Source organism: Agarivorans sp. Toyoura001 (genome assembly GCF_005405585.1).
Taxonomy (GTDB): domain Bacteria; phylum Pseudomonadota; class Gammaproteobacteria; order Enterobacterales; family Celerinatantimonadaceae; genus Agarivorans.
In genome coordinates this window covers 112,443-125,731 of sequence record NZ_BJEQ01000008.1, presented here as the reverse complement: position 1 = coordinate 125,731, position 13,289 = coordinate 112,443, and the positions used below count along the sequence as shown (strand labels likewise).

The following is a 13,289-nucleotide window of genomic DNA, read 5'->3' as shown; positions in this document are numbered from 1 at the left end:
TCAACGAATAAATTAACTACTTTTAGGCACCATTTAAGAATCTTTATCCATGATTTCTGCCAGTGAAATCTCACCATTACCGCCTAGCCTTCAGCAAAGCGCAGCCGAAAAGGGTTTTGCTCCCTGTAAACTTGACATCTAAACCAACACTCAATTTTCTCAACTAATTCACTTCCAGTTATCGCAGCTTGCTTAGCACCATTTTGAAAGTCTTCAGCTGCAATCTGTTTCTGCTGGAAGTCGCTCCTAACCATTTGATGTAGAAACTTGTTCCTGTCACGCCGCCACTTATCCAGTTGTTCCGGTAAGCCATGTGGTAATTCCTTTTGGTTTTCTTCAATAAGGTTAGCGAACGCTTTTTTATGGGCACGTCTGCCATTGAAACCTAAATTCAAGCAAAGTCTATCGGCGATCCGACTCTCTTGCAGTGCAATAGCCTCCAAATAGTAGCCATCACCTATAGCTTTTCTAATCCTTTCATCAGCAAAAGCTATAGAGTCCCCTTTTTGTAGAAGGACTTGCAAGGTATGTTCGAGATCTTGGTTAGTGTGAGCGCTAAGACTCATCGCTTGAACGGCTTGTGAATATTTTCCAGTTGAGTCGTTACTTTCAGTAATTTCAATAAGCGCAAGGCTCAACTTGTTCAGCAACCTGAACGTATTCTCAAACTTCTTAGTAAGCCAATAGTTATAATTATGATCTTCAGGTGGATCGAGCTCTAATTCTGCAACATAACCAATGTTTTGTACAAACATGTGATAATGCTTAAGAAACAAACCTGAACACACCTCTGTTACTTTTCCACCTGGATAAATTCCTTGTGTATCAGCAGAAAGTTCCAGCGAGGTTACTCTAACCAAAGATTGCTCTTTGTCATCAATCAGTCCGATAAAAAGGTTATATAAGTCATGCCAGTGACTTATCCGGTAACCATCAGCTTCTAGACAGTCATATAACAAAATCGAGAAAACATTTAAATTTAGATAGTGATTCTGAAACACGTTGAACTCAGCAATACAATCCCTTAACTCTTCTACAAATTTGTCCATCAACACCACCATCACCGAATCTAGTCCACAATAACAAAGCCAAATAGCAATAAAGTCAATAGCATACCCCACAGTCGATGGAACCTGGCTCTCGGTTTAATGACTAACCTTTGATTCTGCTGTTTTTGACAGGTCTAAAACTGATGATGAATAATCTCTTTTGGACGCTTCAATTGAAAGCGCTACGTGGTCATTTTACCTAGCTATTAGATTGACTAACCTTAGTCGCTTGATTAGACTACGAAATAACGGTGCCCACCCTACTTGTGTATGAGTAAAACAAGGCGTTAGTAACATCCTTATTCGATAGTGTTTGTAATGAATAAACTATTTCAACATTGATTGGCGAGCTCAGTAATTTAAACGTACACACTTGAACTGAGTAAGAGCTGGTCGACAGAGGAACAGTTTATGTCTAAGAAGCACCTTGCCTTTAGCTTCAAAAATGAAGCACAAAAACATCACAATATCCGTATTGCTCATTCTCACTCACATGAATTGATTGCGGCTTATTTCGGGTTCTCGAGCCTTGCCAGTATGGATACTGCCGGAATTATTCTCAGCTACCGAGACTTCAACGAAAATACAGTTATAGAAACAGATTTTCATGATGAGTATTCTGATGCTCCTGAGCCAAGCTTTAACTCATTTATCCAAAGAGCTAGAGATCTTTGCGTTCAAAAAGAAAATATTCCAATTCTACTAGAGACACTTACACATATTATTGAAGAAACAGGCACTTCATTTATAAGTTATGAAGAGCTTGAGCACTGCCACTACCCACCGCTAAATCACAATAGCGTCAAGGCAGTTATCGAAGCCATCGAAAATGGCCGAACAGAACTGTTAGCGCTGCTTGAATGTGAGTCCCCCGACCCGTCAGGCTCTTATTGGTATAAACAAAAGCTAGCAGGAAAAGTACTTTCAAACAGTGCAGCGGAGTGGGCCGATAGTTATGAGGAACAACTCAATCAATATAACCTTTTTAAGTCTTGTTTAATGAGGCTCAGTGGAAACGCTGACATGAAGACTGCCTTGCTGCTGGTTGAACATGATGAAGATAACAGTGAGACATGGTGCGAGATTGCAGCAAAGTTAGGCTCTATTGAAGCACAAGAAAGGATGGTCGAAGACTATGGTGACGATACTTGGCTAGAGCCGGCGGCATTAAAGGGGAACAGAGAAAGCCTTGAAATACTGTCAAGAGAAGCTGCGGATACACATACAAATGCGTCTGCTTTTGAAGCTCACAAGTGGGTATACTTAGCCGAATTGTATGGCTTTAACCTCACTCAAAGCCTTGCTGATAATGACGAAGATTATGGCCCTGCTTTCGTCATTTATGAGGGAGTAAATCTGCCCAAATTAGCCGAAGAAGATAAAGCTAGGGCAAAAGAACTAGCTCAACAACTCTATAATGAAAACAGAGATCGTCAACTTTGCTAAAGCTCGAGATTAGCTAAAGAAGTCATTAAATTCAGTTGAGCAGCTAAATAATCATAGGTTGTCAGTTAGAGCTCTGAGTCATTTGATTTTCGAGCCTAGCAGCGTTGTAAAATCAAAAGAATATTTATGCTCAACTGGGTTTAAATCGCACTCTCCAATCAGCCGTTCTTTAAAGACCAAGCCTCTAGGCTTTATATAAACACGATGCCCACAAATCGGGCACTTGGCTGAATACACCTTAACCCCCAAACTCTTCAAACGCGGCAGGTCACTTCCGGGCTTGTTCAGTTCATACTGAAGAACAGCGGAGCGTAACCGCATGGGCAATGCCCATTCAGGAAGGGCGGCGATGTTGTAGTTAATCGCAGATATGAAATGACGAAAAAGTATGACGAACAAAATTGAGTAAATAGCTGAGAAAGTGAAAATCCAACTATTGTATAAATAGTTAAATCCAAACACCGTAAAATAACTCTGCGCTAACGCTATCAAGCCAAAGATGATTGGACTGGTAGTAAACAATAATACCCAAGGTCGGTATTTATCCATATTGATATGCTGCATCCATCTAGCCCATATTGGAAGCTTAGGGCTCGATTCAAGATAATATTCGATTTCACCTTTATGAGAAGTCGAGCTGTGGGGTTCGACTTCTTCTATACCTTCTTTCAGCTTTATCGCAACAAGCTTATAGCGCGTTTGGCGACCTTGCCCTCCAGAACTCCCCTCTTTGACAACCCAAGGTATAACTTTTTTACCCAGTTCTCTAGCAACCTGAGTAAGCCTAACTTCTACTTCTTCAAGTCTCTCAAGAAGCTTATTAAACTCTTTAGAAAGTCTATTCCCATTGTATGAATTGGCTTTTTTATGTGCTAACTCTTCTAGCCTTGCCGTCACCTCTTGAGTTGTAAAATAACACTCATCGACTTTTTCCGCTTTTAGTACAGGCGACTCTCGAGTCATTTCCAATAATGCTGCAAACAACTTCCAACACACCATGTCTTTATCTTGATTGCTGTATTCACTCCAGAAATACTCTGCGACTTCGATTGCATCACTTAATTCAAGGGCTTCCTTTTCCATGTCTTTTCAGCTGGGCTCTCTAGGCTTGATAATTAACTCAATATTACCGGGTATTGCCATGTAATACTCTGTTTTGGCGCAGATTTTTCTTCGAATATCGCTATGAGCCGCAAGGAAAGACCTTGCAAACATATCAATGTATATAAGAGGAAAACACAATGATGAACCCAGTAGAGCTAACCAACGATTCTTTAAAAACTGCATTTGGGGAGAAAGGAGGACAAATAGTTCACATACGAGATGTTGAGCGAGGACTAGACTGTAATTGCGTATGTCCTGGATGTGGTTCAACGCTCATAGCCAAAAAAGGTGAAGTGAATATCCACCATTTTGCGCACTACGACAGCAATGGCGAAAACTGCAACGAATCGATACTGCATAAACTGAGTAAACAAATTATTCAGAATAATCGATATGTTGTAGCCCCTGAAATTGAGCTCAGCTGCCAAGGCACCGACTTAGCTGGCCGAGCACACCAGCGAGCATTTACCGATAATGCTTATAAACTCCTCTTCAAAGAAGTCATTGTTGAACAGGCATGTGGCGATTTCCGACCCGACCTCACCTGCATAGCAGAAAGGGAAAAGGTACACATTGAAGTCGTCGTGACTAATGATATCTCACCTGAAAAACTGGAGAAGGTTGTTGAAAGCGGAATTTCCATGATAGTTATCGACATGTCGGGGCACAACTCAATGGAAGACATGGATACCTTAGAAAAAGCAGTGCTTTACGAGGCACCCCGCCGCTGGGCGTATCATCCAGCTCATAGTGAAATTAAAGAGCAGTTATCTAGAGAACTTGAGGAAGAAATCGCTTCAGCAAACTTACGCTTGAAAACTGCCGTGATAGAGCACTATCAGTTAACTGAGCAAAGCTCTAGCACACCAGCCACCCCGCTTCTTAGCCCCACACCGCACCAAGTTCTTTTACTTGGTTACAGTTCCGCATACGGATACTCACGTAAAAAAGGTCGTGATTTTGATATCTCATTACTTAAAGTTGGAAAGGTGATATCAGGGAGTTGCTCTAGCAATTACACGGTTCGCTCAAGAAGTGGTTACGAAGTAGATACTATGGTTTTTGATGAGTCTCTGATTCCGACTCTGGAAACCATGCTGTTTCCCTGCGTTGCTGAATTGGAAGTAAAGGCAGCATTTCGTAACGGAAGACCTCAAATAATTGTTGCGGGGATTAAGTCCAAGTATTCCGCTAGTTAGGATTGTCTTCGTTTTAATTTCATTTTTAGAGTCCTTGGTGGGCTCTAATACGTGGGTTTACAACAGCACTTTGTCTTCGTTATTTTTCCACCAATACAGTTGTTTTGATGAAATTAAAACGAAGACTATTTGAATAGAACGAAGACAATCTTTCTAGTGAAAAAAACTAGCACATTGAAATAATGAAAATAGATCTTCTTTGTTTTGAAAAATAATTGTTCTAACCGGAAACGCTAATTTTCTCGCATGGAAAAGAACTAGCCACTACACTCGCCTATTGCCTACCCGGAGGCTCATATGTGTTAGGTTTTACTTACCAACCGCTCTTCGATTACTTTTAAATACTCACCCTCAGGAGTTTTCCAACTTTGTGGACCACTGCGACTATTGCCTGCAACTAATGCGGCTGCATATGAAGATGAACTCATTAACTTATCCTTGAGTAGCAGGTAAAAACTACCTTTATCTTCTAGAAGACCATCAGAGATCATTTGTTCTTTAATGAGTAAATTTTTACCCGGCATACTCGGTGATGATTTATGTGCGATTTGAGAACCTTGTAAAAGTAAGAAGCCATCATCAGTAATTCTGCCTTGTGCGGTGACTTTATTTACCTTAAAACTAAATGGATAATTTACTAGAGAGTCTTCTTTTGGCTCGACAATAGTTTGAACAGCCCCTGAAGAAACAGACTCCAAAATTCTATGACTTAAACTACCTAAAACAATACGAATATTATCGACAAACTCTTCCATTGCAGCAGCGTCAGCGCGAGGAAGATTAGATTTTGTGGGTGTATTACTATTTTCTAATTCATATCTATCAGCTGATTTGCTGATTTCTACGAGCCTTGCCTCTAGATATTTAATATGACCTTTTGTTAGGTTTTCATCTTTACTTGTAAAGATTATTACCTCATTCCAAAATTCTTTTTTACGGTCATGATCTGCAAGTCTTTTAAATACGTCTTCAGATTCACCAATGTATGCAACATTGTTATCACCCGCAGAATTCTCAAATAAGAAATATACGCCAGGTCGTTTTGACTCTTCCCATTTTCCTAGCTCGGAAAATCGACTTCGTGGACAAGCTAAAGCTTGACCTGACCAGTTAGCTATTTCTACATGGCGCAATCCAGTGGGACTACCGTCAGCTAAAAATATTCTTATACTTCTTCCAAACTTAGACATATTCTCGAAACTTCCTGTAAACCTAACGCCCTAATCTAGCGAATCCCCTCATAATTCCTCGGGAATTCATATAAGTAGACGCGCACCCCGTTGTTTGATCTAATTAATTTCGCCAAAAACAAATCCTATCAAACCTGCACGGAGGCAGTCAGGATGCGCGAAATTCAAATTCTACACCAAATGCTTATTGAGCTATGCCCTAATATTCACAAAAAACGCCCTAACTCTCTGATGGTTGCCACTACATCACTATTAGTTCGCGATAAATTGTCCTTTACCGAACTAGGGCGGAATATCACCAGCCGTACTTCACCCAAACACAGCATAAAACGCATGGCCCGTTTGCTCGGTAATCATCATTTAAATAGCGAACGTTTAGCCATATATCAATGTCATGCTCAGCAGATTTGCGGGGCGAAGTGTGTTATCAGCTCAGTGACCAATGGGCGCTGACTAAAACCTTGTATGATTCGGCAAGCTGTAAGGCGCATTACATAGGTGCGGTGAAAATTGCCCGCAAGAAGCCCATGCCTTGTCAATTATACGTGTTTAAATCTAAGGATAAACAGCGTAAAGATAAGCGTTCGTGCCGCTCAGGCTATAACCATTCAGCGAAGAAGCTTTATCATCGTTCCGCTAAAGAGCCTTGGGTACTGACCACAAACCTGCCACCAGAGCTGTTTACCGTTAAGCAAGTGGTAAAACTGTATGCCAAACGGATGCAAATAGAAAAAACCTTCCGAGACTTAAAAAGCCCACAATACGGCTTTGGTTTGCGCCATAGCCGTTCAAGATGCCCGCACCGCTATGATGAACTACTGCTGATAGCAATGTTGGCAGACATCATTTTATGGTGGTTAGGTTTAGTAGCACAGCAAGTGGGTTGGCAAAGACACTTTCAGGCCAATACCATCCACGAACGGACGGTTTTATCGGTAGTCAGGTTCGGAAAAGAAGTGCGGCGAAGGCCTGAGTATATGATAACAGAACAGCGAATACGCTGGGCAATTAACGCGTATAGCTGGTTAACTCACTCTTCGGGACTCAAAGATTTATGAGGGGATCCTCCAGCACCCGAATAAGGTGTCGGCTGCGCGACACCTATTCTTATTTGTTATAAGGCATCTTTGCTCGCCTAGTTAAATGAGGCGGTCAAAACGCCCACATCAAGCCCAATTTTTTCGGGCTTTTTTTTCGGTCAATTCATGCATTTTTTTTGCTGATCAACTCTTTGATTTGGCGCCAGAATTTGGCGCCAGTTTTGGCGCCAGTTTTGGTGCCAGAATTTGGCGCCAGTTTTGGTGCCAGAATTTGGCGCCAGTTTTGGTGCCAGAATTTGGCGCCAGTTTTGGTGCCAGAATTTGGCACCACCCTTTGCTAACGAAGCAGAACTTATTGAGCTATTTACAGCAAGGCTGTTTAGTGCAAATTGCAGATATTTGCGATTCAAAAAACCGAGGAAAAAAAACAGGTCGTAAAAATTAGAGTTATCAACAAAGGGGGCGATACGTGTTCGAAAATCAGTTACTAAAATTTATTTTTCACCCGTCTACAATAACATTTTAAAACTTTGACTATGTATGTTTTGGGACTAGATAGTTGCCAATTCGCCTCAAATCAGAAATTTTTGGTGAAATGTGCAGTTTGCTGAATTGGTGATCTTCACATGCTTTTTGCACACGCTTTTTCTTAGAGAAGTGCACACGGGAAATTGGTCCTATTGTTTTGTGAAATGATTGGTGATTCTGGCGTTTTTTGCACACGCTTTTTCGTGTTTTTCTGCACATGCTTTTTATGCCTAGTTTTATGTAATTTTGGGAGATAGATATGGACAAACTGTTTGAGCCTTATAGTACGCAATATCGGATAGCAATGGAGGTACTATTGCAACGGGTAGCTCTTTACAATCAAGAAAATTTTGAGGCGCTCATGGAGCACAAAAAGGCCAATCCCCTTTTCCGATTTCGATATAGGGAAATCTATTTCAAAACTTTTTCGATAAAAGTGGGCGATCATGTTTTCGAGAGACATTGTTTCTATTTTCGCCAAATCACCTACAGAAAAAGGTCCTCAGTGCCTACCACTAAGCACATAAAAAAGGGCCCAAACGGTTACCCAAAAGGGGCTGTTTTTCGGGACTTTATTGGCATAAAAACAGGCCACAAAATGCTAAGAAATGAGATGGTTGATTTTGTTAATGCAGCCAACAAAATGTGTGATGATTATGTCGTCCTATTCCGAACTATTTCAGAGCTAGAAAACTGTCGAATTTATTTTAACAATTTGGATGATCCATGGACCTTAATGCACAACAAATAATGGCTGTGAAAAATGACGGTGTTATCATTGTTGTCGCTATTTCGGGATCATGTTTTTAGCTCCTTACCTGTTGCTTCTTAGTTTCAAAGAGAAAGGTAATGCCAAGGCTATTCTTGTCGGCACCAGATGAAGTTGAGGCTAGTTTGCCTAACAAGTGCATCTTGTCTGACTTGAGTAAACTGTCACCGTTTGTGCAAAAAATACGCACAAAAGTCGCCATTTCACCCAAGCCGCAAATGCAGGCGTTAGCTTCACAAAAAATAGGAATCATCAATGGCTCAACTTAATGAAAAACAAGGATCGATTGTTGCCCATTGTCCGGGATGTCGAGGAGGCAGAAGTACGTTTGAGTGGCAAGTCGGTGGGCGTGAAATTGGCGTAATAACTGATACCACCGATAACAATCCTTGGCGAACTACTTGTAAACGCGACTTTAGATTATTCAGATGCGCAGGCTGTGGGATGGGTGCCTACGGAGTAATTCTTTATAAAAACTACGAAGATTATCCTGGGTCGTATAATAGGCTTGCCAATTTCTATCCGGAATCAAAACAACGCTTAGATATACCTGCCGACACCCCGCGAGGAATCGCGAATGAGTTTCGCGAAGCGGAAGAATGTTTTGATAATAATTGTTTTCGCGCCGCTGCTGGCTTGTTTCGATCAGTCCTAGACAAAACAATGAGAGCAAACGGTTATAAAACTAATCAAGAAAAGAATTTATACCAGCAGATTGAAGCTGCAGCCGAAGATGGCGTCATTACCCAGGCAAGAAAAAGAAGGGCGCATGACGAAATAAGGGTTTTAGGCAATGATGTTCTTCACGATGAATGGCAAGAGATTCCTGAAGAAGACGTAGAAGCTTGTCGTCATTATTGCCAGCGAATCCTTGAGGACTTCTATGACGATAGAGGCTCTGTTTTAACACTCTTACAAGAAGCCGGAAGAGAACCAGAAGATTTGCAGCGTGAAGAGCAAAGCTAACAAGTCAATCAACTTCGCGCCTGCGGCGCCGGACGCAGCAAAGCTGCGCCGGTTATTGAGGCGTTAGCTTAATAAGAGGTTAAATTTGAAATTAGTAGATATCCTAAGTGACGAAAACCTAAAGCCAGCGCTCGTAATTGGTAATGGCATTAATCGTTATAACAGTACTAAAGCTGATGGGAATAACTCTTGGGATAAAATGCTACTGGAGCTTTGGGAAAAGCACAGTGTGTCTGCACAGCAGATGTCTGCTCCCGACGGGATTTCGCTTACTGAGTTTTATGATGCTCTTGATCTAACGAAGAGGTCTGTCGAAATCAACTTACAAAAAGAGTTTTGTGAGTTAATGAGCAGTTGGGCACCTAAAGATCATCATATCTCGATTTCCAAATGGGCTCAGTCTCAGGGTGTACCAATACTTACAACAAACTTTGAGGAAACATTGTCCTCAAATATCACAAGCGACATCACACACTTTGATTCAAAGTCCTTTACTGACTTTTATCCATGGCAAAGTTACTTTTCTGATCATAAAGTACATGATCCCGCTAATGAGTTTGCGATCTGGCATATTAATGGAATACAGAGATACAGTCGAAGCATACGATTGGGGTTGTCTCACTACATGGGCTCTGTCGAGAAGGCTAGACGATTAATCCATAAAGGAAATGAATCGAGGTTGTTCTCGGGAAAAAATGTTGATGAGTGGTCAGGTTATCAAAGCTGGTTGCACGTTGTTTTTAATAACGACTTAGTTTTTATTGGGCTCGGCTTAGATACAACCGAAGTGTTTTTACGATGGTTGTTGATAGAACGAGCAAAGTACTTTAATCAGTTCCCTCAACGTAGAAAAAGAGCATACTTTGTTCATGCTAATGGAAAACCATTACCAACAGGGCAAGATTTGTTCTTAGACAGTGTTGGTGTTCAGGTAGTACATGAACAGTCTTATGATGAACTTTACAGAACTCCTTGGGTATTAAGCTAACAAACAATTTAAGAGTGATTCCCCACGCTTGGCATTTTTGGTTTAGGTCAAGTCTAGTGTTTGCGGCGTCCCAATTGAGTATCGTGGTAGCGTGGCTCACACCTTAATTGGGCGTTAGGTTTTTAGGAGAATGCAATGGAACCAGATCTTACTGTATCACTTGAAAACTTTTCTAATGAAGCAGATGCAAATTCTTTGGGTAATAGCGTGATGAGTGCTATTCAAGCTTTACATCAGCAGCACCAACTTGATTTAACAGGTTTAAAGAGAGTATTGATCTCATTCGATTTTGCAAGTGCGCTAAAGAAAGTGACCGAGGAATACGGTCATATATCACCTTCTTCATTTACCGAATCCAAACAAGCGATAGCTATAGCACAATTAGTAACGAAAGGTACTCGTGAAGAGTTTACGCTTGTACTCGGCATTAATTTTTTCTATGAGTGGTTCAATAGTGATGGTCGGTGTGAAATTAGAAAAGACAACATACCTGTTGTTTTACACCGAATTCATCATGAGTTGATCCATGTTCATGAGAAGAATGTTTTGGAGCAACTAGACGGTTCTCTTTTATTTGATGATTATGATGATGCTCTATTAATGTCAGCCAAAAGATCTTGGTCAGAATATCTGGCTAATTATAAATCGGCATCGTCAGCTCCAGATGAAACAGTCGAGCTATTCCTTGAACAATTGGATACGATAATCAAGGAAGTTCCAAACGAAATAGAATCTCTAATTAGTAAGTATCAGCATCGCTTAATTCCACTTAATGAAATGTACTTAGCTGTTAAGAATAGAATTAAGCTTATATCAAATGCGTATGCATATGCCTTTGGGTGTGTTGATGCACTTGGTTTCGACTTAGAAAGTTGCTTCCCCAATATCACTAAGAGTCTTAAAGAAAGTCAGTTATCGGATACGCTTCATCAATTAGGAGCTAGCTTTAAAATTGTTACAGAATTATATGAGCAAGGGTTGATTGAAAGCTACGATGCATTCGACGATATAGTGAAAGTTATTGATAGTATGTTTAACGGTTTCGGCCTAACTTTAGAGAGAACTCAAAGCGAGAATGGCACTGGACTATATATACATGTTAAATGAATCAGGTTTTTTATTATTTAATAAACCAGATTCTAACTTGCTGCGAACAAACCTAACTATCGCTTGCAAGGGACATTGTAGTTGATCCGTTTTTTGCAGAACAACAAAAGCGCAAAAAGAGCGCTAACTAAATATGCCGATGAAGCAGGCGTTAGCTCCTAGGAGGATGTATTGAAGTTTACGGAATTATATTCATCCGCAGAAAGTCTGTGGACGTTTCTATGGCGACCAGTTTTGATGTTCTGGATTAGCTACATATTGGTTCAGTTAATCTCACCGCCTTTACTGGGTATTGCCGTGGACAACATAATAATTCATATTGATCAATATGCAGCCAGATATAGTGAACTACAGGACGTCCTAAAGCAGTATGAACTAAGCTTTGCCCCTACAGTATTCGTTTTGGTATCCATGGTGCTGCTACTCTACGTTTTAGGAAGTCCACTCTACGTACTAATTTGTAATTTACCCCTAAATATCATCATTGTTTCTGGTAGTGTAGTTCAGCATTTGTCTGACACCGAGAAGCTCATACTACTTCGCAGGCGCCCGTATATAGATAGCATTCAATCAAGCTATGTCATGGAAGCCGAGATGTTAAGAACACATAAAGAGTATGACTCCCTTTTTAAAATTAAAAATATGCTTCCAGATTATGTTGCCACTTTTTCCAAGTTTTCAATGTACTTCGTTGTTGTTTTCTTAGTTCTTCATAGTTTTTATTTTCCTCACATTTACATAGATACAGGGGCAGTGATCAGAATCCTTGTAGTATCGGTGCTTGTACTAATAAGCAGTTTTCCATTTGAAGTTCGTGAGATTAGAATGTTAGAAATGAATCAATTTTGGGCTGTTCGTTCTGTCCTGCATACTAACTATAGTGAACTAGCTTCTAGTAGCCCTTCCTCAGAAGAAATGAAGAGGTTGAAAAATGATGTTGTCGTTAATTCTTCATGGTATGTAACTATACCTTTCTACTTTGAAATTATAATGGCTATACAGAAGTTCAAAAAGTTATTAGAGAGACGGAGCTAACGAATAAGAATAGGTGTCGCGCAGCCGACACCCTATTCGGGTGTTGAACAAGCCCGATGCTCCCTTCTATAGTAAATAACGGTGTTGATGTTGGCGGGGCCAAGGCCTTGTTAGTTTTCGCAAGGCGAGTTTGGCTAAGACGGGGTCAACGGCGTTAAGCCCTTACCCGTTTGGCGTAGTGCTAAGTTGTTATTTTTTGTGTATTTTCATCCTCGTGTTAAGCCCTGCCATTATCCTTATACTGTTCGCCTTTCGGCTAGCTCGTTCGGCTTATGCCTGTGCAGTGCATGGGGTGTTGGCAGCAAGGGCATGGCCGGGTCGCGCTGTTGTCGGTTTGGAGCGCGGTGAGGTTAACGCGTTGAGGCACTCGCAGTAGTAACTGAATGCGCCGCAATACCTGTTTGGCGTTGCCCCGCAAGAAACCATAATCTCTCACCCGCTGTAATCCCTTGGGTAATACATGCTGCAAGATAAGCTTTAAGAATTGCAAGGTAGGCAGGGTGCGGATTTTGGTGGTGTGGCTTTGGCTATCTTGATACCTAAAACTCACTTGGCCGTTATGGGTACTGATGATGTCGTTATCGGGTAATACACCGCGATACAAGTAGCGAGATAAGTACTGTAGCGCGGGCAGTCCAAAACCTACGTTGCGACAATCAACCACCCACTTAGCAGGTATCGCCCTGGGCAGAGGCAGCGCCTTGTGGTGGTTAATCGCATCCAGCATTCTCCCTCGCCATACCTTGGCCAGTGCAAAGGCGTTAAACAAGTACCTTTTCACAAGTGACTGCTCAACCACACTTTTGTCCAAATACGAGTTGAAAACTGATCAAACTTTATTGTTCGCCGACAAGGGCCGCCTAGCAGC

11 protein-coding genes and 1 pseudogene are annotated in these 13,289 nt (G+C 41.2%); 8 read left to right on the top strand and 4 right to left on the bottom strand.

The genetic code is table 11. The features are described from left to right. Positions 1-83: 83 nt before the first annotated feature. A complete protein-coding gene (locus tag FFR00_RS11605; protein ID WP_137673565.1) occupies positions 84-1,049 on the bottom strand; it encodes a hypothetical protein in 966 nt (321 codons plus the stop codon). Positions 1,050-1,460: 411 nt separating this feature from the next. On the opposite strand from FFR00_RS11605, the gene FFR00_RS11600 reads away from it, so the two are divergent. Then, entirely contained in the window at positions 1,461-2,495 is a 1,035-nt protein-coding gene (locus FFR00_RS11600; RefSeq protein ID WP_137673564.1) for a hypothetical protein, read from the top strand. Between the two features lie 78 nt (positions 2,496-2,573). Here the strand turns inward: FFR00_RS11600 and FFR00_RS11595 are convergent, their stop codons facing one another. Beyond that, positions 2,574-3,578, bottom strand: a complete 1,005-nt coding sequence (locus FFR00_RS11595; protein ID WP_137673563.1) for a hypothetical protein — start codon at positions 3,576-3,578, stop codon at positions 2,574-2,576. 158 nt (positions 3,579-3,736) lie between these two features. Between FFR00_RS11595 and FFR00_RS11590 the strand changes: the two genes are divergently transcribed. Then, positions 3,737-4,798, top strand: coding sequence for a hypothetical protein (locus FFR00_RS11590; RefSeq protein WP_137673562.1), 1,062 nt, complete (start codon positions 3,737-3,739; stop codon positions 4,796-4,798). A 302-nt stretch (positions 4,799-5,100) separates the two neighbouring features. Here the strand turns inward: FFR00_RS11590 and FFR00_RS11585 are convergent, their stop codons facing one another. Beyond that, positions 5,101-5,988, bottom strand: a complete 888-nt coding sequence (locus FFR00_RS11585; RefSeq protein WP_137673561.1) for a GIY-YIG nuclease family protein — start codon at positions 5,986-5,988, stop codon at positions 5,101-5,103. Between the two features lie 153 nt (positions 5,989-6,141). Here FFR00_RS11585 and FFR00_RS11580 point away from each other — a divergent pair. The 6 genes and pseudogenes from FFR00_RS11580 (at position 6,142) to FFR00_RS11550 (ending at position 12,421) form a co-directional block, all read left to right on the top strand. Continuing rightward, positions 6,142-7,046, top strand: a pseudogene (locus tag FFR00_RS11580) (IS4 family transposase). 769 nt (positions 7,047-7,815) lie between these two features. Further along, positions 7,816-8,307: a hypothetical protein gene (locus FFR00_RS11575; protein WP_137673560.1), complete on the top strand. Its 492-nt coding sequence runs from the start codon at positions 7,816-7,818 to the stop codon at positions 8,305-8,307. Positions 8,308-8,580: 273 nt separating this feature from the next. Continuing rightward, on the top strand, positions 8,581-9,291 hold the full coding sequence (locus FFR00_RS11570) for a DUF4145 domain-containing protein (protein WP_137673559.1): 711 nt from the start codon (positions 8,581-8,583) through the stop codon (positions 9,289-9,291). Between the two features lie 85 nt (positions 9,292-9,376). After that, the gene (locus FFR00_RS11565; protein WP_137673558.1) at positions 9,377-10,279 is read left to right on the top strand and encodes a hypothetical protein; all 903 of its coding nucleotides are present in this window, start codon (positions 9,377-9,379) and stop codon (positions 10,277-10,279) included. Between the two features lie 135 nt (positions 10,280-10,414). After that, complete coding sequence (locus tag FFR00_RS11555; RefSeq protein WP_137673556.1) at positions 10,415-11,386, top strand: hypothetical protein; 972 nt, start codon at positions 10,415-10,417, stop codon at positions 11,384-11,386. A gap of 237 nt (positions 11,387-11,623) precedes the next feature. Further along, a complete protein-coding gene (locus FFR00_RS11550; RefSeq protein WP_137673555.1) occupies positions 11,624-12,421 on the top strand; it encodes a hypothetical protein in 798 nt (265 codons plus the stop codon). Between the two features lie 256 nt (positions 12,422-12,677). Here FFR00_RS11550 and FFR00_RS11545 read toward each other — a convergent pair whose 3' ends face one another. After that, positions 12,678-13,202, bottom strand: a complete 525-nt coding sequence (locus FFR00_RS11545; RefSeq protein WP_137673554.1) for a transposase — start codon at positions 13,200-13,202, stop codon at positions 12,678-12,680. Positions 13,203-13,289: the final 87 nt, after the last annotated feature.